The sequence below is a fragment of the Marinobacterium halophilum genome (assembly GCF_003014615.1).
GTDB classification, from domain to species: Bacteria; Pseudomonadota; Gammaproteobacteria; order Pseudomonadales; family Balneatricaceae; genus Marinobacterium; species Marinobacterium halophilum.
The window spans coordinates 42,682-63,759 of record NZ_PYGI01000020.1 but is presented as its reverse complement, the minus strand read 5'-3'; the positions used below and the strand labels follow the sequence as shown (position 1 = coordinate 63,759).

Here is a 21,078-nt window from a genome sequence, read left to right as displayed (position 1 = left end):
TTTCTGTAGCCGTTAAAGTAGCGTCATATTAACAATGTACCGCTCATTGGTACTGGTTGAGGATTTGATGCATTGGATTTTTCTGATTCTGGCGGTTGTGGGTGAGGTGCTGGGCACCACGTTGATGAAACTGGTCGTTGAGGAGGGGTATTTGCTGTACGGCACGCTGATTGCGCTGGTGATGGTGGGGTTTTCCTACCTGCTGTTGAGCCGCGCGACGCTGCATATCCCGATTACCCTCGCCAATGCCTTCTGGGAAGGTGTGGGCATGGTGCTGATCGCGCTGGCCTCATTGTTGTGGCTGGGTGAGCAAATCAGTGGTCTGCAGGCGGCTGGTCTGGTTCTTGCGCTGGTCGGTGTGGCCCTGACCAACTATGGTCACTATTATCAGGAGCAGCAGGAATCGGCATCATGAGTGCCGGTATGCTGTACCTGTTGGGCTCGGTCGTGCTCGATATTATTGCCAATTTATCGCTGGAACGCTCCAGCGGCTTCAAACATCGGGCCTGGGGCATATTGGCGCTGGTGGCGATCATGGCAGCCTTTGCCTTGCTGGCGCTGGCGGTACAAACCATGGATCTGTTGATCGCCTATGCGATCTGGGGCGTGTTGTCGATTACCGGAACGGCGCTGGCCACCTGGGCGGTGTTTGGCCAGCGCCTGAACTGGATCAGCTGGTTGGGCATCAGTCTGCTGATTCTGGCGATTCTGCTGATGCGTCTGGGGTCCTGATCACTCCTGTTTGGGCCCGACCCATACCTGCTGTACGTTAACGAATTCCAGCATGCCGTGTGGTCCCAGCTCGCGGCCATAGCCTGAACGCTTGATCCCTCCACTAGGCAAGCGGGCATCGGTTTTTACCAGCCCGTTGACGACCACTTGGCCCGCTTCTATGTCCCGTGCCATCGCTTCTCCCCGCGCCGTTTCCGTCCAGATGGAAGCGGCCAACCCATATTCACTGTCGTTGGCGATCGCCAGGGCGTGCTCCGCCGAATCCGCTTTCAGCACCACCGCGACCGGACCGAAGGTCTCTTCGCGGCAGGCGGGCATATCATTGGTGACCTCGGTCAGCAGTGTCACCGGATAGAAGAAGCCGGGGCGATCAGGTATCTGTCCGCCGAGTCGACAATGGGCACCGGCGGCCACGGTCGCATCGACTTGCCGGGCCAGTGCGTTGCGCAGGTCGTCACGGGCGATGGGGCCGATGTCGGTTGTTGGATCGGCCGGGTCGCCCAACTGCAGTTTCTCCAGCCGCGTGTGCAGCAGCTCGACAAAGCGGTCATGCACCGGTGCTTCGACGATGATCCGTTTGGCGGCGATACAGGATTGACCCGCGTTGATCATGCGGGAGAAGGCGATGAGTTCGGCTGCCTGCTCCAGGTCCGCATCGGCCAGTACGATGGCGGGATCGGAGCCGCCCAGTTCCAGTACGGCCGGTTTGATCTGTTCTGCAGCCAGCGCGGCCACCTTGCTGCCGGCGCTGCTGGAACCGGTGAAGGAAACCGCACGTACCTGTGGGTGGCGAATGGCGGCAGCGATATCCTCTGTGGCCAGCGGCAAGTTCTGCAGGATCGCTTCCGGTGCGCCTGCCTGCACGAACAGTGCTGCAATTGCCTCGGCGCAGGCGGGGACATGCGGGTCGTGCTTCATCAGGCAGGTATTGCCGGCCATAAGGGCGGGTGCGCAGAAGCGAAACGCCAGCCAGAAGGGAGCATTCCAGGGCAGAATGCCGAGCACCGCCCCCAGCGGCAGATGCTGTACATAGCTGCGGCTGGCATCAGACGACAGTTGCAATGTTGCCAGATAAGCCTCGGCATGTTCGGCATAGTGCTCGGCGCACCCGGCGGCCTTGAGGACTTCGCCACGTGCTTCCCTGTCCGGTTTGCCCATCTCCAGCGTCATCAGTCGTGCCAGTTCGGTTTCCTGCTCGCGCATCAGGGCGGCGACTTTGTTCAATACAGCAGCACGTTCGGCCAGGGACCGAGTGCGCCAGTGACGGAAGGCGGTGGACGCGGCCGTGATTCTTGCCTGCATGACGTCTGCATCCAGTGCCGGATATTCATGCAAATGCTGGCCGGTGGTGGGGTTGATTACAGTCTGCATCAGGATTCTCCTCCCTGCTTGCGCGTCACCTTGGATTTTATGTCCTTGCCTGCAGAGGCAATGGCGCTGATCGGTGTGGGTAACTTGCTGTTGTCTGGGCCAGGCTTGAGAGAAAAGTCCTGGGGCACGTCTTCGAAGAAGGAGCCACAGCCGCGCTCGGTGATGTAAAAGGTATCTGAGATGCCGCAGGTTTTGTCTCCGTCCACGCCCCACATCCAGGGAATGATGTGGAAGGTCATGCCCGGCTCCAGCACTGAGCTGTCGCCGCCCTTGAGGCTGACGATGTAACCCTCGTCCCAGCTGGGCGGGAAGGCGATGCCGATGGAGTAGCCTGAACGGGTAATGAGTCGGGCACCAACATCGTTGTCGGTAATGATCGTGCGCACAAGATTGTCGGCGTCAGACACGGTCAGGCCCGGACGCAGCTCCTGACGCAACTGCTGCAGGGCATATTTCATGGTCTCCTGCGCCTTGTACATGGAGTCGCTCAGTTCGCCACACACCACCGTGCGCATCAGCGCGGTATGGTAGCGCCGGTAGCAGCCACCCACTTCCAGAAACACATGCTCGCCGGGCTGTACCGTGCGGCCCTCCCAGGTGGCATGGCCAATCATGGTGCGCGGGCCTGAGGTGACATAGGGCATCACTGCCGGGAAGTCGCCGCCGGCATTGAACATGGCGGCGCTGATGGCGCCGCCAATTTCGTTCTCGGTGACACCGGGACGACACACCTCGATCCCGGCGGCCATTCCGGCACGGGCCGCACGAGCCGACATGCGCATGACATCCAACTCGGCCGCTGACTTGCACTTGCGGCCTTCCTCGACGATCCCGAAACAGTCCATCAGGCGGCCGCCCTTGAATGCGGTCTTGAAGTAGTCCTGATGATAGGCGGGAAAAAAGTAACTGTTGCGTTCGTAGCCCAGTACCTTGTCCGACAAGCCAAACTCGCGCAGCGCTTCGATCAGCATCTGGATGGCATCGCCGGTGTCGGAATAGGGCCGTGTTTTCTCTACCCAGGTGCGGGCATGGACGTTGGACTCCTCCATCATCCGCGTGATCATGAATGGCTCGTCATCCAGCGGCACCACCAGCGCCTGAAAATAGGAATAGCCGGTGGTCTGGTAGTCGGTCAGGTACATCAGGTTCTCGGGGTCAGTGATGATCACCGCGTCAAGCAGGCGTTGAGTCATGCGCTGGCGCAGCTCGGCGATGCGGCGCTGATATTCCTCTATCGGAAAGGTCATGTCGTCACGTTCACGCATGTTCAGCCTCCATCACACGGTGTACTGCGGCCTCCAGCAGGCGCAGCCCCTGTTCCAGATCGTCATCGGGGATGGTCAGCGGCGGAATCAGCTTGATGACGCGGCCGCCGACGCCGCAGGGGCCGACCAGCAGGCCGGTCTCGAAACACTCGCGGGCGATCGCCTTGGCGCGGGCACCGTCGACCACATCCAGTGCCTGCATCATGCCGCGTCCACGTACGGCAAAACCGGCCTCTGGATACTGTGCGGCCACGGCCTGCAAGCGGGCATTGACCTGCTCGCCACGGTCTCGCGTTTGCTGCATCAACTCGTCATTCTCGAAGTAACGTAGCGCCTCGCGCCCGGCGACGAAGGAAAAGCCTTGCCCACGGAAGGTGCCGGTATGCTCACCGGGCTGCCAATGGGCATCGTGCGCGGGCTTGACCAGATTCATCGCCAGTGGTGTACCGAAGCCGCCGATCCCCTTGGCCAGACAGATGATGTCTGGCTCCAGACCGATATCATCAAAACTGAAGTAGCTGCCGGTGCGGCCACAACCGGCCTGAATGTCGTCCACGATCAGCAGTGCGCCGGTATCCCGCGCCAGTTGCTGCAGTTCCAGCAGCCATTCACGGCTGGCAATATTGACCCCGCCCTCGGCCTGGATCGGCTCGATGATGAAGGCGGCCGGTGCATCATAGCCGCTGGAGCCGTTCTCCAGTGCTTCGCGCAGGGTCTTCAGGCAGCCCATGCCGCAACCGGAAGTGGTCTCGAAAGGGGCGTGGGTCACATGGTTCAGCGGCACCCCGGCCGCGTTGCGGAAATACTGGTTGGCGGTGCAGGCCAACGCGCCCAAGGTCATGCCGTGGAAGCCTTGACTGAAAGCGATCACCTGACTGCGGCCGGTGACACGACGGGCCAGCTTGAGCGCGGCTTCCACTGCGTTGGTACCGGTGGGGCCCATGAATTGCAGCTTGTAGTTCCAGTCACGGGGTTTAAGGATGGTATCGACAAAGGCACCGATGAAGTCGCGCTTGACGCTGGTCGCCATATCCAAACTGTGGGCCACGCCATCGGCTTCGATGAAGCGTATCAGTGCCTTTTTCATGTGTGGATTGTTATGGCCGAAGTTGAGCACCCCGGCACCGGCGAAGAAATCGATATAACTGCGTCCCTGCTCATCGAATTGGCGGGCATTGGATGCGGATGTAAAAACGGTCGGGTAAGCGCGCGAGTAGCCGCGGATATCGGATTCCCACTGTTCGAACAGTTCCATGTTGATCTCCTTCTACGACAATGTATGACAGCGCGTCTGCAGGTGGTCTGCAGGAATGATCAGGGTATGTGTGCCGGTGCGTGACCGGGAGAGGTACAGCCGAGTTAATGCATGCGGCCCGAAAGCCGGTTGACGGTGAACGATACGTTCAACGTAGGAGACAAAATGACATGGGGCAAGCCGAAGGCCAAAAATCATTTTGGCTTCCGGCCGTTAGCGTTCAATTATTTGGGCATAGGCGCACCGCAAAGGCGAGCAAACATCGTGACTACAACAGGGATCAGATCGTCGTTAAAACGGTAGTGCGGGCTATGACAGGGTGCCTGGAAATTATCTTCACGGGCCATGCCGATCAGCGCAAAGGCACCGGGCACTTCGTTCAGGTAATAGCTGAAATCTTCTGACGCCATAATGGGCAGATGGATGCTGTCACATTGCCAATCTGCCCCCAGCCCGTCCGCCAGGGCCTTGCGGCAGTCGGCAGCGGCCTCGGCGTGGTTGATCGTGGCTTCATAACGTTTGACGGTCTTGACCCGAGCACTGACTCCGTAGCTGCGGGCCGTGTCCACGCTGATCTCCTCGATAAGTGTGTTGATGGTATCGCGCAGCTCCGGTTGGGCCAGGCGGACGCTGCCGCCCATCATCACCCGTTCAGGCGTGACGGTGGGCGCACTGATCGCTTCGATCTGGGTGACGCTGACCACACTGGCCGATTGTGGCGGCAGGCGGCGGCTGACGATCTGTTGCAGATTCAGGGTAATGGCGGCGGCAGCCAGTACCGGGTCGCGGCACAGCTCAGGCTGACTGGCGTGTCCGCCCTTGCCGCACAGTTCGATCTCGAAGGTACCATTGCCGGACATGACCGGCCCGTCGGGGCATACGGCTTGCCCGTACGGGATTGCCGGCCAGTTGTGCCAGCCGTAGATGCGTTCGACCCCCGTCAGCGCACCATCCTCAATCATGCTGCGGGCACCGTGGCCACCTTCTTCGGCCGGCTGGAACAGCAGTGTCACCGGTCCCGGTAATTGATCTTCGTGTGCCTTCAGCCAGGCGGCGGCTGCCCAGAGCGTAGCCGTATGGCCATCGTGGCCGCAGGCATGCATTTTGCCCTTGGTTTCGGAGCGGTAGGGCAGGTCGGCCAGCTCTTCGATCGGCAGGGCATCGATATCACCGCGCAGGGCAATATGAGTACCCGCAGCATCAGCGGCCAGCGTGGCGACGGTGCCGTAACGGGCGCATTCACGCCAGGGGATGGCCAGTGCGTCCAGCTGTTCGCGGATCAGGCGACTGGTGTTTTCTTCCTGCCAACTCAGTTCCGGTTGGCGATGCAGTTGGTGACGAAACTGGATGGCGGCCGTGATGATGTCATTCCATCGCGTCTGCATGATCTCTCCTTGCCTGGTGATGGGGTGCCTTCAGCCTAGTTGACGGACAGCGGGCGGTTCAAGTGTGTCACTGCAAAGGGCACTTCGGAGGAGGTACTGTTCCTGCACTGGATCGAACTGTTGGACGCTCCTGTCTGAGCGCATGACCGCCGACAGCAGCTAGACTATGTGTAACCGTTAGCGATAAAAACAGGAGGCGATATCATGTCACTGGCCGATAAACGCTGTGTACCGTGCAAAGGCGGCGTGCCCGCCCTGAAGCGGGAGGAAATTACACCCTATCTGGAACAGCTGGACGATTGGCAGTTATCGGATAATGCCAGTCGTATCCGACGCGAATTCATTTTTCCCGACTTCAATACGGCACTGATGTTCGTCAACCATGTGGGCCACTTGGCCGAGGCGATGGGGCACCATCCTGAAATCCTCTTTGGCTGGGGCCATGCAACCGTTGAAATCTGGACCCATAAGATCGGAGGGCTGCACGAGAATGATTTCATCCTGGCCGCACAGATCGACCGGTTGCCAGAGGTCTAGTTATTGTTGCACAGGCTCTTTACTGAACAGCTGGGAATTATTTAGTTTTTATAACTTATAGATCTATCATGCGTGGGTCGAAATCATTCAGACTTTCAGGGTGCCACCATCACACCCGCGCTGCTCTCCACACGGCTAATGACTCTGGCTACGTTGCCGCTGACCTGAACACAGGGTAGCCGGTACTGGGCATTGGGTAAGCATCTATGGGTGAGTGTGAAGCTTGGGGTCTGCTAATATGGGCATGTTTGTTGTGAACCTGTTGAAAACCCGTTGCGGACCGAATATTGATGACATTGGACATACTGCTCCCCACCTTGATTGCCTCCTGTCTGGTTGCCCTATCGGTGTGGGCGTTGACCCGTTGGCGCACGTCTGCCGTGCTGCAGCAGGTACAAGCACTCAACGAACAGCTGCAACGGCATGCCGAGCAGCTGCAGGATGAAGCCGACATGCTGCGTGACCAGAGTCTGTCGCTGCAGCAGGAACAGACACAGCTGCAGATCGAATTGGGTCGGATGCAGTCCCGTGGTGAAGAGCGTGACCAAACCCTGGAACAGTACCAGCAATGGTGGCAACAGGAGCAACAGCGTCATCAACAGCTACAGGGCGAATACCAGCAATTGCAGTCTGAGCACAGTGCACTGACCTCGCGCCGCGAGCAACAGGAGCTGCATTTCCGTGAACAGCTCCAGCAGCTTGAGCAGAGCCGTGAACGGCTGAAGCAGGAGTTCGAACAGTTGGCCAGTGAGATTCTGGAGCGCAAGGGCAAGGCGTTCACCGAAATGAGTCAGCAGAGCCTGAGCCAGCTGCTCAACCCGATTCAGCATGAGATGAAAGGCTTTCGCGAAAAGGTGGAACACATTCACCTGCGCGAGACTGAACAGCGCGTGCAACTGCGTACCGAACTGCAAAACCTGCAGCAACTGAACCAGGCGATCACTGACCAGGCCGAGAAACTTACCAGTGCGCTGCAGGGACAGAAAAAAGTGCAGGGCAACTGGGGCGAGTTGATGCTGGAAAATGTGCTCGACAATGCCGGTCTGAGGTTGGGGCAGGATTACAAGCGTGAGGTCAGCATTACCACCGAAGAGGGGCGTCAGCGGCCCGATGCCATCGTCTATCTGCCTGGCAACAAGCACCTGATCATTGATGCCAAGACCTCACTGGCGGCCTATACCCGTTACGTTAATGCCGAGAAGGAAGGTGAGCGCCAGCAGGCACTGCGTGAACACGCCCGTGCCGTGTCCGATCGGATCAAGGAACTGGCCGAACGGCGCTATGATCGTCTTCCCGGCATTAATTCGCCGGAGATCGTCATCATGTTCGTGCCGATTGAATCGGCCTATGTTGAAGCCCTGAAAGCGGACGAAACTCTGTATCAGCGCGCATTGGAACAGAATGTGCTGGTGGCTACACCCACCACGCTGCTGACCAGCCTCAATATCGTGCGCCAGCTGTGGCGTTTTGAGGATCAAAGCAAACATACCGCCGAACTGGCCGACCGTGCCGAGAAATTCTACACCAAACTCAACAGCTTCCTGACCAGTATGCAGGATGTGGGCAAAAAACTGGATGGTGCCCGCGCCAGCTATGATCGTGCTTTCGGTCAGCTGTATTCGGGGCGTGGCAACCTGATCAAGCAGGCTGCCGAGTTCAAGGATCTGGGCGTGTCCGTGCAGAAAGAACTGCCCGCTGAATTGGTGGATAAGGCGCGTCTGGAGCTGGATAGCGGCAACTGATGATCTTCGGCAATCTTTTCCCTGGGATTGCCGCACTAATTTTATGCCAAGCTCCACGTTTATTGTGTAGAGTATTGGAAATATTATATAAACCGAGAAAACATTTAATGGTTAATAAAGATTTTATCCTTCAGAGAATTTGTATTTATGCAGGGCAGGATTTTGATCCCCTTGTCGATGAACAAGTAACGGAAGTTTTACGATCCAGGTTTAATATTAACTTGCCGCAGAAATCATCATTGGATTACTCTCTGGAATCAACAATAAGTGATCATGAGATTATTAATCTTATATTGCAGTATCGTGCCAGTGAATGACTTTTAAAGCATATTGAAAATTAATAAACTATATTTCCTATAGTGTTAAATAAATAGACAATATATATTTTTATGGAAAATTATTAACTTAACGGGAGTGGATTTTGAAATATTTCAGAATGGTCAGTGTGCTGGAAGGGCTTTCCTATCTACTGATACTAAGTGTTACCTTGGGGTTTATCAGTCGTGATTTTGTTTCCTACCTCGGCATGGCGCATGGTGTTCTATTTATCGTATATTTGATGCTATCGCTTCAAGTGTCACATGCCAAAGAATGGCCCGTGACAGTTTGGCTTCTTGTCTTCCTGGCTTCTCTCGTTCCATTTGCTTTTATTGCTGTAGAACTCTTTATGCGAAAAGAGTCTGGTGAGTCCGCTGTCCGCGCAACGACTTGATTGTTAACCACTATATTCAAGTCGTGAAAAAATGTAAAAGCAGCCAAATGGCTGCTTTTACTATTGGTCCTGCCCCCGCACTTTGCAACAGTATCTCTAAGCTTGGCAGCTAATATTCAGTGGCCTTGGCCGGGCACCCTCAGTACAACACGTCCTTGAAGTCGATAAACTCCAGTAGGTCGCCTTGCCGAATAGCGGTATTGGCCGGTACCCGCAGCAGGCCTTCGGTGCGCATGAATACGGACAGTACACCTGAGCTCTGGTTCTCGCTCAGCAGCACATCGTCATTTGTTCCCGGAGATACACGCAGGTATTCCTCACGTGTATTGGTGCGTGAACGGTTGAAGCCAGCGCGTACCTTACGTGTTTTAACACCGAAGTCGGTAGCACCCTGGGCTTTCAGTAGGCAGGGGCGTACCAGCAGGGCAAAGGTAACGATCACCGCGCCTGGATTGCCGGGCAGTCCGTAGAATGGAATGGACTGAACGTGACCGGCAGCAAAGGGTTTGCCCGGTTTCAGGTTCAGTCGCCACATATCCAGATGTCCTAGTGCCTCAATGGCATCCTTGACATGGTCTTCTTCACCGACAGAAACGCCGCCAGTAGTCAGGATGACGTCGGCTGTTTCTGCGGCGTGCTGTAAGGCTGCCCGGGTGGCGTCCGGTTCGTCAGGAGTCGTGCCAAGGTCTACCGGCTCCATTCCCAGTTGACGTATTAGCGTCAGCAACAGATAACGGTTCGAGTTATAGATTTGACCCGGTTGCAGCGGGGTGCCGGGCTCTGCCAGCTCGTCACCGGTCGACATCACGCCTACTCGCAGGGGGCGATACACACTGACCGACTCAGCACCGACCGATGCAAGGACGCCGATGCTGAGGGGATCAAGCCGCGCACCGGCGGCCAGCAACGTTTCCCCGTTAGCAATGTCCTGGCCACGCGGACGAATGTTCTGCCCCGGTTTTATACTGGCAGGCAATACAACCCGGCTGCCTGCAACAGACACCTGCTCCTGCATGACCACGGCATCGGCACCGGGCGGAATCGGGGCACCGGTAAAGATGCGTGCTGCCGTGTTGGCCTTCAGGGCGGCGGGCGCGGTGCCCGCGGGAATGCGCTGACTGACTTCCATTTCAGTGGGTACGTCTGCTGCCGTGTCGGCATAGCGGACGGCATAGCCATCCATGGCGCTGTTATCGGAGGGTGGCACGTCGATACGAGCGACATGATCAGCTGCAAGCACCCTGCTGTTGGCATCAAGCAGTGCGCAACGTTCAGGCTCGACACGGCAATGGGCCTGGTCCAGCAGGTGCTGTCGGGCCTGTTCCAACGGAATGAGGCCCGGTTGTGAGCAGGGGTCTTGGTATGGATTGGTCACGATTATTATCCCTGCTCGGTTCGACGGGTTTCCAGCGCCTGTTGCAAGGTGCCGACAAAGTTGCATGGGCGATGTCGGGCATCCAGTTGCTCGCAAATAATGCGATCCCATCCGGTTTTACAGGCACCCGTTGAGCCGGGCAGACAGAAAATCAGGGTTCCATTGGCCAGACCACCAAGGGCACGGGATTGAATGGTTGAAGTGCCGATCTCTTCATGCGACAGCTGACGGAACAGCTCGCCGAAGCCTTCGATATGCTTGTCCAGCAGCGGTGAAATAGCTTCAGGAGTGGAGTCTCGGTGAGAAAAACCGGTGCCGCCGGTCAACAGTACGACTTGAATATCAACATCGGCAATCCACAAAGATACTCGAGCGCGCAGCAGGTAGATATTGTCTTTGACAATATCCCTTTCGATCAGCGTATGGCCGGCCTTTTCAAGGCGCTCGACAAGTGTATCGCCAGAGGTGTCTGTTTCTGGTGTACGCGTGTCCGATACGGTAAGAACGGCAATATTGAGAGGAGTAAAGGCTTTTTCGGTTGTGTGTGACATATTGAGTCCCTACAGAGGTTTCTGAATTAACCGCCCGTCATATTCATGAAACGAAGAATTTGTGGTTCATCTTCAAAACTGAATTCATGCTTTTCCGGCTTGATCGCCATGGAGTCGATGATTGTCTGTTGCAAGCGCGCCCGGTCGCCTGGATGGTTGCGCAGTACGTCACGCAGGTCAACGGAGTGTTCATTGCCCAGGCACAGGAGCAGCTGGCCTTCCACGGTGACTCGCACCCGGTTACAGTCTCCGCAAAAATTATGGCTGTGGGGCGAAATAAACCCGATCCGAATATCGCTGCCGGGTAGGCGGTAATAGCGTGAAGGTCCGCCCGTACGCTCGGTCGAGGGGTGGAGATCAAAGTGTGTGCCAATCAGCTCACGCAGCTCATCACTGGAGCAGTAGCTTTCAGCACGGCCATGCTCGGTAATCTGACCCAGCGGCATCTCTTCAATAAAACTGATATCCAGCTCAGAGCGGCGGGCAAATTCGATCAGGTCGAGCACTTCATCATCGTTGCGTCCTTTGAGCACCACCGTATTCAGCTTTATGCGTTTGAAACCGGCAGAGCGGGCCGCTTCAATGCCATCCAGTACCTGATGTAAACGACCTGTTCGGGTTAGATCCTTGAAACGTTCATGCTGCAAGGAATCCAGGCTAATATTCAGACGGTCAACGCCAGAAACCGCAAGATCCTGGGCCATTTTCTGCAATTGGGAGCCGTTAGTTGTCAGGCTCAATTCTGCCGGCAGACGGCCTAACCGTTCGATCAGGCTCATAATATTGCGCCGTACCAGCGGTTCCCCCCCGGTCAGGCGAATCCTGTTGGTGCCCAGCTGGCTGAAGGCGGCGGCTACCTCATACAGTTCCTCAAGCGACAGCACTTCGCTGTGCGGCAGGAACTGCATTTTTTCCGTCATACAATACACGCAGCGGAAGTCGCAGCGGTCAGTGACGGACAGACGCAAGTAATTTACACGTCGACCAAAACGGTCGATAAGCTGGGAGGGCATGGGAATCTCCCCGATTTATATTTGTTTTGTATGGTCACCAATCGACCGGAAAATCTGTGGCTGATTCACAGGGTGAGCAGGGTTTTAAACGCCTCAGGCTGATGAGACACTAGCGCACTGTGCCGAGGTTCGTGCTTGAAGTCCAGCGCAATCTGATTGGAAATTCGGGACGAAACTTGGTGAAACAGCCGGCACTTTACACGCCTTAAAGCACTGGGCAATTAGCCTAAAGGCGCAACCGGAACTGCCAAAACATGAATATTTCCCGCTTGGCAGAGCGGTAACATGGATCTCAGGAGGGTGGTGTGTCGCAGCGTAACCTTGATCCGAAAAAGTTGACGGGTGTAATTCTGGCTGGCGGTCGAGGCCAGAGAATGGACGGGCATGACAAGGGTCTGATATTGCTGGCAGGTCAGCCACTGGCGGTGCGTGTCAGAAACCGTCTGGGCCCTCAGGTTGGCACATTGATACTCAACGCCAACCGTTCAGCGGAGCAGTATTCCCAGTTTGGGTTTCAGGTCGTCTCCGACCTTGTCGATGGTTACGCAGGGCCTCTGGCCGGTATTTTGACGGGACTGGCCAGCGCCAAAACGGAGTGGGTTGTGTTCAGTGCTTGCGACACTCCCTGGATTCCGGAAGATCTGGTTGCGCGCTTATGGCGGGCAGTCGAACAGAGCAGGGATGGTATTGCAGTGGCCCATGATGGCGGGCGCATGCAGTGGCTCAGCTGCCTGGTGCACAGAGATCTTCAGCCCGGATTGGCCCAGGCCCTTGCGGACGATGTTCGGAGCATGAAGGGTTGGATGTCACAGCTGGATGTGGCCGTTGCCGATTTCAGTGATCAGGCTTCCGCCTTTGCCAACCTGAACAGCCGTGAAGATATTGCACAGGCGGAAACCCGAGGTGTATGAGTGTGCTCTGGCGGTATCGCCGCCGGTTGCCAGACCCTGTGCAGCTTCAGCTCTGCATTTGTGCAAAGAGTACATCCGGTGTCAGCACCTCGCCACTGTTGTGGGCATCATACCCCGGCAGTTCAGCAACGGCGGCTCGAAACGGTTCGCTGCGCAGCAAGGCCAGCAATATCTGGCAGGCCGGATGCTCCAATGTGCGCTGGTGGCACGCCAGCAGGTATTGCTCTTGTGCCAAGGGGATGAAATCAAGCCCGAACTGGCCGGCTGCGGCCTGCACACCAAAACCCATATCGGCCATCCCGGCCGCTACATGGGCTGCGATGGCCGAATGGGTGTATTCAATACCGGCGGCTGACAGCGAGCTGCTGCTGCCGTGCCCTCCACGGCGTAACAGCTCGTCCAGCAACAATCGGGTGCCTGAATCATTCTCCCGGTTGATAAATACCAGATCCTCGCGGTGCAGATCGTCCAGCCCCTGAATGGCGAGTGGGTTACCTGCCGCTACCATCAGTCCCTGCTGTCGGGTGATGAAGCGGATGATGCGATGGGCACGTGGCTTCAGCAGGCGGATGGGCAGGGATTTCATTTCCTCGCTCAATACGCTCACCGGCAGGTGGAACCCCGCCAGGTCGCACTGCTCGCGCCCCAGTGATGCCAGTGCCTCGCGGGCGTTGCGATACTGCAGATCCAGTTCGAACGACTGGACGAAACGGGGCAGCAACTCGACTGCATATCCATGGCTTGCCTGCAGTCGCAGGCAAGGGCGTGTGCCCTCCAGCAGGCGCGACAGCTCCAGATTGAGATCGGACGTGATGTTGTCGAGTTGTGGTTCCAGGCGGGCAATCACGCGTTTTTCTGCCCACACCAGTTTGGCGCCCAACGGTGTCAGCCGTGCGCCCCGGCCTTTTTGTAGTTCAACCAGCGGTGTGCCGAAAAAATCGGCCCATTTGTTGAGTTGATTCCAGGCATGGCGATAGGAGATGCCGACCGACTGGGCTGCCGATGTCAGCTTTCCGTCCGTCTCGATGTATCTCAACAGTGAGAACAGCTGCGGATCCAGTTCTCGGCCGCTTTCGTCACGGAAGGACCAGGTGGGTACGATATTGATTTTGTTAATAGGCACTTTATTTCATATTTTGTAGTTTGATGGCTGATGGTAGTTTGGCTCGGATAATAAGATCAATACTCCATTCAGATATGAACTCCAGTTCATATCCTGGCGACAGGAGGTCAGACCATGAGCAATACGGACATCACACCTTGGCACCCGGAGGTCGCTGGCGCGATCATTGAGGAGCTGAAATCCCGGCCGGGTGCACTGCTGCCGATTCTGCATGCGTTGCAGGACCGCTTCGGCCATATTCCTGCCGAAGCGGTGGCGCTGATTGCGCCGGCACTCAAAACCACGCGTGCCGAAGTACACGGCGTGATCAGCTTCTACCATCATTTTCGTAACCAGCAACCGGGCCGTCATGTGGTAGAAATGTGCCGTGCCGAGGCCTGTCAGGCACAAGGTGCACGTGCGCTGGAAGCTCATGCCAAACAGACACTTGGCATTGATTACCATGGCACCAGTGAAGATCGAACAGTAACGCTGGAACCCGTATATTGCCTTGGCAACTGTGCCTGCGGCCCCTCTGTGCGTGTCGGTGATGATATCCACGCCTTCGTAACGCCCGATGCGTTCGATGTGCTGATGGATGACCTCAAAACCGAACGACTGGAGGTGAAGTGATGAACACGCGAATTTACATTCCTTCCGATACCACGGCAAAAGCACTGGGTGCTGATCGGCTGGCACGGAAAATGACCGCACTGGCCGTTGAACGTGGCGTTGGGCTTGAAATCGTGCGTAACGGAAGTCGTGGCCTGTATTGGTTAGAGCCGCTGGTGGAGGTGGATACTCCTCAGGGGCGCATGGGTTTCGGTCCGGTGAAAGAGAAGGATCTTGATGCCCTGTTCGATGTCGAGTTCTGGCGTGGTGGTCAGGATCATCCGCTGGCGCTGGGGGCGGTCGAAGAAATTCCCTATCTGAAACGGCAGCAACGGCTGACCTTTGCCCGGGCCGGTGTGATTGATCCATTGTCGCTGGCTGATTATCGGGCACATTCAGGTTATCAGGGCTTGTCCAATGCCTTGGCTCTAGATGCCCAGGCGATTGTCGATGCGGTCAAGGCGTCGGGCCTGCGCGGGCGGGGCGGGGCAGCCTTTCCGACCGGTATCAAGTGGCAGACGGTACTCGATGCTTGCGCCGAACAAAAATATATCGTGTGTAACGCCGACGAGGGTGACTCCGGCACCTTTGCTGACCGTCTGGTGATGGAGTGTGATCCCTTCATGCTGATCGAAGGCATGACCATCTCCGGTCTCGCCGTGGGCGCGACCCAGGGCTACATTTATCTGCGCTCTGAATACCCCTTGGCGTTTGAGACGCTGAACAGCGCCATTGCCACTGCTTATGCCAATAACCTGCTGGGTGACAACATTCAGGGTAGCGGGTGCCGTTTTGATCTGGAAGTTCGTATGGGCGCGGGTGCATACATTTGCGGTGAGGAAACATCGCTGCTGGAAAGCCTTGAAGGCAAACGTGGCCTGGTCCGCGCCAAGCCGCCGCTGCCTGCGATTGTGGGCCTGTTCGGCAAGCCGACGGTGGTCAACAACGTGCTGTCGCTGGCGGCAGTGCCCTTTATTCTGGATCAGGGGGCTCAGGCCTATGCCGACTGCGGCATGGGCCGTTCACGGGGCACACTGCCGTTCCAGCTCTCGGGTAATGTGAAACGGGGAGGTCTGGTGGAGCTAGCCTTTGGCCCCAGCCTGCGTGAACTGATGTTCGATTTCGGTGGTGGCACACGCAATGGCCGTCCGCTGCGCGCGGTGCAGGTGGGCGGCCCACTGGGCGCTTATCTGCCGGAAAGCCAGTGGGATACCGCACTGGATTATGAAGCCTTTGCTGGCGAAGGTGCCGTACTGGGCCATGGCGGCGTAGTGATGTTCGATGACAGCGTCGACATGAGTGAACAGGCCCGTTTCTCCATGGAGTTCTGTGTCGCCGAATCCTGCGGCAAGTGTACGCCATGCCGAATAGGTTCCACGCGCGGGGTTGAGGTGATCGACCGTATTCGTGCGGGCGAGAACAGAGAGGCCAATCTGGAACTGCTGGCCGATCTTTGCGAAACCCTGGTGGATGGCTCGCTCTGCGCCATGGGCGGCATGACGCCCTTCCCGGTACAAAGTGCGATAAAGCACTTTGGCGAGGATTTCGTTTCCACCCCGAACCGCGTGCTGGAGGAGGTCTGACATGTTGCAGCATTTTGATCCCAAGCTGGATTACAACCGTGACTACGGTACCCCGGCCTCGCTAAGTGAGAAGCAGATTACGCTGGAAATCGATGGCGTCGAGAGCCGCGTGCCCGAAGGCACTTCCGTCATGCGTGCGGCGGCACTGGCCGACATCAATATTCCCAAGCTCTGTGCCAGTGACAATCTGGACGCCTTTGGCTCCTGCCGTCTGTGTGCCGTGCAGATCGATGGCCGTCGCGGCATGCCAGCCTCCTGCACCACTCCCGTGGAAGAGGGGATGAGGGTATGGACCCAGAACGACAAACTGGCCAAGCTGCGTCGTAATATCATGGAGCTGTATATCTCCGACCATCCACTGGACTGCCTGACCTGCCCGACCAATGGTAACTGTGAACTGCAGGATATGGCTGGCGTAGTAGGACTACGCGAAGTTCGTTATGGCTTTGATGGCGAGAACCATCTGCAGGCGGAGAAGGATACCTCCAACCCCTATTTCACCTATGACCCCAGCAAGTGCATCGTCTGCTCCCGTTGCGTGCGCGCCTGTTCTGAAGTTCAGGGTACGTTTGCGCTGACAATCGATGGTCGCGGTTTCGATTCCCGTGTCGCTGCCGGTCAGGATGAAAGCTTCCTCGATTCCGAATGTGTCTCCTGTGGTGCCTGTGTGCAGGCTTGCCCGACGGCAACTCTGACGGAAAACTCCGTTATCGAAATGGGTCAGCCGGAACACTCAGTGGTGACGACCTGTGCCTACTGTGGCGTGGGTTGCTCATTCAAGGCGGAAATGAAAGGCGACAAGCTGGTGCGTATGCTGCCTTACAAGGGCGGCGAAGCGAACCATGGTCATGCCTGTGTCAAAGGCCGTTTCGCCTTTGGCTACGCCACGCACAAGGACCGCATCCGTGCGCCGATGATTCGCGATAGCATCGACCAGCCCTGGCGTGAAGTGAGCTGGGAAGAAGCGATCGGTTTTGCTGCCCGTCGTCTGAAAGAGATTCAGGCCGAGCATGGCCGTGAAAGTGTGGGCGGGATTACCTCCTCACGTTGTACCAACGAAGAGGCGTACCTGGTCCAGAAACTGATCCGCACGGCCTTTGGCAACAACAACACCGATACCTGTGCCCGAGTCTGCCACAGCCCTACCGGCTATGGCCTGAAGCAGACACTGGGCGAGTCTGCCGGTACCCAAACCTTTGATTCAGTATTGAAGGCTGACTGCGTGCTGGTGATTGGTGCCAACCCCACCGATGCGCACCCGGTGTTTGGTTCGTTGCTGCGCCGTCGTCTGCGCGAGGGAGCCAGTTTGATAGTGGCCGACCCGCGTCATATTGATCTGCTGGATACGCCGCACCTGAATGATGCCATGCATCTGCCGCTGCGTCCGGGCTCCAACGTGGCCATGGTCAACGCACTGGCGCACGTGGTGATCAACGAAGGGCTTGAAGACAGCGACTTTATTGCCAGTCGTTGTGACACCAAGGGCTACAGCCAATGGCGCGATTTTATTGCTGATGAGCGTCATGCACCGGAAAACGTGGAAGCAATCACTGGGGTGTCAGCCGATAAGGTACGTGCAGCAGCCCGAGCCTTTGCCAAGGCCCCCAACGCGGCGATTTATTACGGTCTGGGGGTAACCGAGCACAGCCAGGGGTCTACCACCGTAATGGGGATCGCCAACCTGGCGCTGGCGACCGGCAACATCGGCCGTGAAGGTGTAGGCGTCAATCCCCTGCGCGGACAGAACAACGTGCAGGGCTCCTGTGATATGGGGTCCTTCCCGCATGAACTGCCAGGCTATCAGCACGTGTCCGACCCTGTGGCTCGTGGACAGTTTGAGGCCGCCTGGGGCGTAGCGATCGATCCTGAACCGGGCCTGCGCATTCCCAACATGTTCGATGCCGCCATCGCCGGTGCTTTCAGGGCGATGTATGTGCAAGGCGAGGATATCGCCCAATCAGACCCCAATACCCAGCATGTGGAACAGGCGCTGCGCGCTCTGGATTGCCTGATTGTGCAGGATATTTTCCTCAACGAAACCGCAAAGTTTGCCCATGTGCTGTTGCCCGGCTCCACCTTTCTGGAGAAGAACGGCACCTTTACCAATGCAGAGCGCCGCATTAACCGCGTACGTAAGGTGATGCCGCCGCTGGCGGGCAAAGAGGATTGGGAGGTGACTCAGGATTTGGCCAATGCACTGGGCTACCCGATGAACTACAGCCATCCGTCCGAAATCATGGACGAGATTGCCAGCCTGACGCCTAGTTTTGCGGGCGTGAACTACGACAAGCTGGAGCAGCACGGCAGCCTGCAATGGCCCTGCAACGACACGTACCCGACAGGCTCGCCGATCATGCACGTGGACAGTTTTCCGATTGGCAAAGCGCAGTTCGCCATTACTGAATTCATACCGACTACTGAACGGGCCAGTCGTCGCTTTCCACTACTGTTGACCACCGGGCGTATTCTGAGTCAGTACAATGTGGGTGCCCAGACTCGCCGTACCGAGAACCAGGTCTGGCACAGCGAAGATATGCTGGAAGTGCATCCGCATGATGCCGAGGAACGGGGCATCAACGAAGGGGACTGGCTCGGGATCAGCAGTCGCGCCGGGCACACGGTATTGCGTGCACGCATCAGTGAACGCATGCAGCCGGGCGTGGTGTATACCACCTTTCACCACCCACACAGCGGTGCCAATGTGATCACCACCGACAATTCGGACTGGGCCACTAACTGCCCCGAGTACAAGGTAACAGCGGTACAGGTTGAGAAGGTAAGCCAGCCTTCCGAGTGGCAGAAGAACTTCCATGACAACCATCATCGCCAGCAGAGTTTTCTCCGCGAGGCCCGCTCGGAGCAATCCTGATGGCGGTACTCAAGGGCGAACAACACGTCCAGGTGTTGCGCCGTAAGGGTGCCGCCCTGGAGTGTGCCGAAGACCAGGTGGCGGATGAGGTAGCCGTCGCACTGGCCTATAACGGGTTATCCCATGTGGTCATGATGGCCACTCCCGACAACCTCGAGGACTTCGGGCGTGGTTTCAGTCTCAGTGAGGGCATCATTGAACGGCCGGAACAATTGTATGGCACCGAAGTTGTTCAGCATCCACTGGGTATCGAATTGCAGCTTGAACTGGCAACCGAGTGCTTTGAAAAACTCAAGCACCGTCGTCGTAATCTGGCGGGACGCACGGGGTGTGGGCTTTGTGGTGCTGAATCTCTGGAACAGGCAATTGGCACGCCCAGGCTGGTTAGGCCGGCTCCTTTGCCGAGTGCCGACGCGATTGAAAACGCTCTGACGCAGCTGCGCAAGCATCAACAGCTACAACGTAGTACGGGGGCCGTACACGGTGCTGCGCTTTGTGACGAGAGTGGCAGGGTTCGGCTGCTGCGCGAGGACGTGGGGCGACACAATGCATTGGACAAACTGATCGGAGCGATGGCCTCCTGTTGCATTCAGGATTCAACGGATTATGCGGGACGTTTCGTCCTGATCACCAGTCGCGCCAGCTTTGAAATGGTGCATAAATGTGCCGCCGCTAATATAGGCGCACTGGTCGCTGTCTCGGCACCTACGGCATTGGCGATCGAGCAGGCCAGCCGTGCCGGTATCCACCTGATCGGTTTTGCCCGACAGGGTCGCCATGTAATCTACACAACCACAGATAACGGGGACGACAGTCATGTCGCATGAAAAGACGTCTTTGATCAAAATGCTCAACCATATCGCCATCAACAACGCCAGCGCAGGAGACGAGGCCAGCGTTGCCGCGTTGATTGAGGGGCATGTGCAAAAATTCTGGTCACGCCGTATGAAGCAACAGCTGCACGAGCTGATCGAACACGGCAGCAATGAACTCCATTCTGCGGCGCAGTTGGCGGGGGAGAGATTGCGTGGAGCGTTGTAAGTCCACCTGATTCCGGCTTTGCCCACTATCGAGTGTGTATAACCGGAATGCCGAGTACGCAGGAGCCCGATCAGTCTCCGATTGCTTCGCGCAGCCGGCGTGCCTTGCGTTGGTTGATCAGGTCTTTGGCACTGACCAGGAAAATACCGGTCAGCACCATGAGTCCTCCGCTGACAAAGCTGGTGCTGAGTACTTCATCCAGAATCATCACACCGAATACAACGCCCAATAGCGGTGTGATGAAGACGAAGGTTGCCATGCGCGAGGCCAGATAGCGTTTCAGCAGCCAGAACCAGGTCAGGTAGCTGGCCAGTGCGATCAACACCGCCTGCAGGGCCAGGTTGGTCGTCGTTTCCGGGGTCCAGTTCATGGTCCCGTTGCCCATCAGAAATGCTGCACTGATCAACAATATTGCCGTGATGGCCATCTGGTAGAACAGGGTCTTGATGGCAGGTGCCTCCGACAGGGCCGAACCTCGGATGACCACGGTGGTAAAGCCCCATACCGCACCGGCGGCCAATGCGAACGCATCGCCCAGCAAGCTGGTACCGGCGGCTTCGCCACCGCCCATGAATGCGATGCAGATGCCGACAAAAGCCAAGGCTATCCCGCTCCATTGCAACCTGCTCAGGCGCTCGTCAGGGTGGATGAAATGCATTCCCAGCGCGGTGAAAATCGGTGAGGTATAAAGGAACACGACAACGTGAGAAGCACTGGTGCGCACCAGTCCTTCACCGACGAACAGAAATTCGGTACCGAACATGGCACCGGCCAGTAACCCGGCCTTCAGGGTGCCATCGCTGAACAGCTTTAGACCTTCGCTGCGCAGCATCAGCAATAGCAGTACCACGGCGGCAAAAGCCGAACGCAGGCCGATCTGTAACGTCGGCGCGATATCGTCCGCCGCCATTTTGATGGCAATCTGCTGAAAGCCCCAGCCCAGACACAACATCAGCAAGAGGCTGACGGCCAGCAGGTCAAGGTGGCGTCGTTGGGTGACCATGAACACTCCTTATGACGTG

The 21,078-nt window shown here is 57.2% G+C and carries 20 protein-coding genes; 11 read left to right on the top strand and 9 right to left on the bottom strand.

Annotated features, from left to right (window positions below; translation table 11 throughout):
• Nucleotides 1–67: 67 nt before the first annotated feature.
• Both CLV44_RS13865 and CLV44_RS13860 read left to right on the top strand, forming a co-directional pair.
• Complete coding sequence (locus CLV44_RS13865; protein WP_106592752.1) at nt 68–415, top strand: DMT family transporter; 348 nt, start codon at nt 68–70, stop codon at nt 413–415.
• Complete coding sequence (locus CLV44_RS13860; protein WP_106592717.1) at nt 412–732, top strand: SMR family transporter; 321 nt, start codon at nt 412–414, stop codon at nt 730–732. The genes CLV44_RS13865 and CLV44_RS13860 overlap by 4 nt, the downstream gene beginning before the upstream one ends.
• Here the strand turns inward: CLV44_RS13860 and CLV44_RS13855 are convergent, their stop codons facing one another.
• The 4 genes from CLV44_RS13855 to doeB2 all read right to left on the bottom strand — a co-directional run bounded on the left by CLV44_RS13855 (nt 733) and on the right by doeB2 (nt 6,008).
• Complete coding sequence (locus tag CLV44_RS13855) at nt 733–2,103, bottom strand: NAD-dependent succinate-semialdehyde dehydrogenase (RefSeq protein WP_106592716.1); 1,371 nt, start codon at nt 2,101–2,103, stop codon at nt 733–735.
• Complete coding sequence (gene doeA, locus CLV44_RS13850) at nt 2,103–3,368, bottom strand: ectoine hydrolase (protein ID WP_106592715.1); 1,266 nt, start codon at nt 3,366–3,368, stop codon at nt 2,103–2,105. The genes CLV44_RS13855 and doeA overlap by 1 nt, the downstream gene beginning before the upstream one ends.
• A complete protein-coding gene (locus tag CLV44_RS13845) occupies nt 3,361–4,623 on the bottom strand; it encodes an aspartate aminotransferase family protein (protein WP_106592714.1) in 1,263 nt (420 codons plus the stop codon). Before CLV44_RS13845 ends, doeA begins: the two co-directional genes overlap by 8 nt.
• A gap of 224 nt (nt 4,624–4,847) precedes the next feature.
• The gene (doeB2, locus tag CLV44_RS13840) at nt 4,848–6,008 is read right to left on the bottom strand and encodes a N(2)-acetyl-L-2,4-diaminobutanoate deacetylase DoeB2 (RefSeq protein ID WP_106592713.1); all 1,161 of its coding nucleotides are present in this window, start codon (nt 6,006–6,008) and stop codon (nt 4,848–4,850) included.
• Between the two features lie 204 nt (nt 6,009–6,212).
• Here doeB2 and CLV44_RS13835 point away from each other — a divergent pair, with 204 nt between their 5' ends.
• The 3 genes from CLV44_RS13835 to CLV44_RS13820 all read left to right on the top strand — a co-directional run bounded on the left by CLV44_RS13835 (nt 6,213) and on the right by CLV44_RS13820 (nt 8,999).
• Nucleotides 6,213–6,545, top strand: a complete 333-nt coding sequence (locus CLV44_RS13835) for a 4a-hydroxytetrahydrobiopterin dehydratase (RefSeq protein ID WP_106592712.1) — start codon at nt 6,213–6,215, stop codon at nt 6,543–6,545.
• A 290-nt stretch (nt 6,546–6,835) separates the two neighbouring features.
• The gene (locus CLV44_RS13830) at nt 6,836–8,287 is read left to right on the top strand and encodes a DNA recombination protein RmuC (protein ID WP_106592711.1); all 1,452 of its coding nucleotides are present in this window, start codon (nt 6,836–6,838) and stop codon (nt 8,285–8,287) included.
• A 421-nt stretch (nt 8,288–8,708) separates the two neighbouring features.
• Complete coding sequence (locus CLV44_RS13820; protein WP_106592710.1) at nt 8,709–8,999, top strand: DUF3817 domain-containing protein; 291 nt, start codon at nt 8,709–8,711, stop codon at nt 8,997–8,999.
• A gap of 139 nt (nt 9,000–9,138) precedes the next feature.
• Here CLV44_RS13820 and CLV44_RS13815 read toward each other — a convergent pair whose 3' ends face one another.
• Genes CLV44_RS13815 through moaA form a run of 3 tightly spaced genes read right to left on the bottom strand, consistent with a single transcriptional unit; the run spans nt 9,139 to nt 11,938 of the window.
• Complete coding sequence (locus CLV44_RS13815) at nt 9,139–10,374, bottom strand: molybdopterin molybdotransferase MoeA (RefSeq protein WP_245912700.1); 1,236 nt, start codon at nt 10,372–10,374, stop codon at nt 9,139–9,141.
• Nucleotides 10,375–10,379: 5 nt separating this feature from the next.
• Nucleotides 10,380–10,925, bottom strand: a complete 546-nt coding sequence (gene moaB, locus CLV44_RS13810) for a molybdenum cofactor biosynthesis protein B (protein WP_106592708.1) — start codon at nt 10,923–10,925, stop codon at nt 10,380–10,382.
• Nucleotides 10,926–10,951: 26 nt separating this feature from the next.
• A complete protein-coding gene (gene moaA / locus CLV44_RS13805; protein WP_106592707.1) occupies nt 10,952–11,938 on the bottom strand; it encodes a GTP 3',8-cyclase MoaA in 987 nt (328 codons plus the stop codon).
• A gap of 305 nt (nt 11,939–12,243) precedes the next feature.
• Between moaA and mobA the strand changes: the two genes are divergently transcribed.
• A complete protein-coding gene (mobA, locus tag CLV44_RS13800; RefSeq protein ID WP_106592706.1) occupies nt 12,244–12,849 on the top strand; it encodes a molybdenum cofactor guanylyltransferase MobA in 606 nt (201 codons plus the stop codon).
• A 46-nt stretch (nt 12,850–12,895) separates the two neighbouring features.
• Here the strand turns inward: mobA and CLV44_RS13795 are convergent, their stop codons facing one another.
• Nucleotides 12,896–13,966 (bottom strand): substrate-binding domain-containing protein, encoded by a 1,071-nt coding sequence (locus CLV44_RS13795; protein WP_170069356.1) that lies wholly within the window; start codon nt 13,964–13,966, stop codon nt 12,896–12,898.
• A 120-nt stretch (nt 13,967–14,086) separates the two neighbouring features.
• On the opposite strand from CLV44_RS13795, the gene CLV44_RS13790 reads away from it, so the two are divergent.
• Genes CLV44_RS13790 through CLV44_RS13770 form a run of 5 tightly spaced genes read left to right on the top strand, consistent with a single transcriptional unit; the run spans nt 14,087 to nt 20,056 of the window.
• A complete protein-coding gene (locus CLV44_RS13790; protein ID WP_106592704.1) occupies nt 14,087–14,584 on the top strand; it encodes a formate dehydrogenase subunit gamma in 498 nt (165 codons plus the stop codon).
• On the top strand, nt 14,584–16,146 hold the full coding sequence (locus CLV44_RS13785; RefSeq protein WP_106592703.1) for a formate dehydrogenase beta subunit: 1,563 nt from the start codon (nt 14,584–14,586) through the stop codon (nt 16,144–16,146). Before CLV44_RS13790 ends, CLV44_RS13785 begins: the two co-directional genes overlap by 1 nt.
• A 1-nt stretch (nt 16,147) precedes the next feature.
• Entirely contained in the window at nt 16,148–19,015 is a 2,868-nt protein-coding gene (gene fdhF / locus CLV44_RS13780) for a formate dehydrogenase subunit alpha (RefSeq protein WP_106592702.1), read from the top strand.
• A complete protein-coding gene (gene fdhD / locus CLV44_RS13775; RefSeq protein ID WP_106592701.1) occupies nt 19,015–19,842 on the top strand; it encodes a formate dehydrogenase accessory sulfurtransferase FdhD in 828 nt (275 codons plus the stop codon). Before fdhF ends, fdhD begins: the two co-directional genes overlap by 1 nt.
• Complete coding sequence (locus CLV44_RS13770) at nt 19,832–20,056, top strand: formate dehydrogenase subunit delta (protein WP_106592700.1); 225 nt, start codon at nt 19,832–19,834, stop codon at nt 20,054–20,056. The genes fdhD and CLV44_RS13770 overlap by 11 nt, the downstream gene beginning before the upstream one ends.
• A 70-nt stretch (nt 20,057–20,126) precedes the next feature.
• Here CLV44_RS13770 and CLV44_RS13765 read toward each other — a convergent pair whose 3' ends face one another.
• A complete protein-coding gene (locus CLV44_RS13765; RefSeq protein WP_106592699.1) occupies nt 20,127–21,059 on the bottom strand; it encodes a DMT family transporter in 933 nt (310 codons plus the stop codon).
• Nucleotides 21,060–21,078: the final 19 nt, after the last annotated feature.

Bases quoted from the DNA above. Each gene is read 5' to 3' on its own strand.
- CLV44_RS13865 (WP_106592752.1), top strand. From the start codon at position 68: ATGCATTGGATTTTTCTGATTCTGGCGGTTGTGGGTGAGGTGCTGGGC.
- CLV44_RS13860 (WP_106592717.1), top strand. From the start codon at position 412: ATGAGTGCCGGTATGCTGTACCTGTTGGGCTCGGTCGTGCTCGATATT.
- CLV44_RS13855 (WP_106592716.1), bottom strand. From the start codon at position 2,103: ATGCAGACTGTAATCAACCCCACCACCGGCCAGCATTTGCATGAATAT.
- doeA (WP_106592715.1), bottom strand. From the start codon at position 3,368: ATGCGTGAACGTGACGACATGACCTTTCCGATAGAGGAATATCAGCGC.
- CLV44_RS13845 (WP_106592714.1), bottom strand. From the start codon at position 4,623: ATGGAACTGTTCGAACAGTGGGAATCCGATATCCGCGGCTACTCGCGC.
- doeB2 (WP_106592713.1), bottom strand. From the start codon at position 6,008: ATGCAGACGCGATGGAATGACATCATCACGGCCGCCATCCAGTTTCGT.
- CLV44_RS13835 (WP_106592712.1), top strand. From the start codon at position 6,213: ATGTCACTGGCCGATAAACGCTGTGTACCGTGCAAAGGCGGCGTGCCC.
- CLV44_RS13830 (WP_106592711.1), top strand. From the start codon at position 6,836: ATGACATTGGACATACTGCTCCCCACCTTGATTGCCTCCTGTCTGGTT.
- moaB (WP_106592708.1), bottom strand. From the start codon at position 10,925: ATGTCACACACAACCGAAAAAGCCTTTACTCCTCTCAATATTGCCGTT.
- moaA (WP_106592707.1), bottom strand. From the start codon at position 11,938: ATGCCCTCCCAGCTTATCGACCGTTTTGGTCGACGTGTAAATTACTTG.
- CLV44_RS13790 (WP_106592704.1), top strand. From the start codon at position 14,087: ATGAGCAATACGGACATCACACCTTGGCACCCGGAGGTCGCTGGCGCG.
- CLV44_RS13785 (WP_106592703.1), top strand. From the start codon at position 14,584: ATGAACACGCGAATTTACATTCCTTCCGATACCACGGCAAAAGCACTG.
- fdhF (WP_106592702.1), top strand. From the start codon at position 16,148: ATGTTGCAGCATTTTGATCCCAAGCTGGATTACAACCGTGACTACGGT.
- fdhD (WP_106592701.1), top strand. From the start codon at position 19,015: ATGGCGGTACTCAAGGGCGAACAACACGTCCAGGTGTTGCGCCGTAAG.
- CLV44_RS13770 (WP_106592700.1), top strand. From the start codon at position 19,832: ATGTCGCATGAAAAGACGTCTTTGATCAAAATGCTCAACCATATCGCC.
- CLV44_RS13765 (WP_106592699.1), bottom strand. From the start codon at position 21,059: ATGGTCACCCAACGACGCCACCTTGACCTGCTGGCCGTCAGCCTCTTG.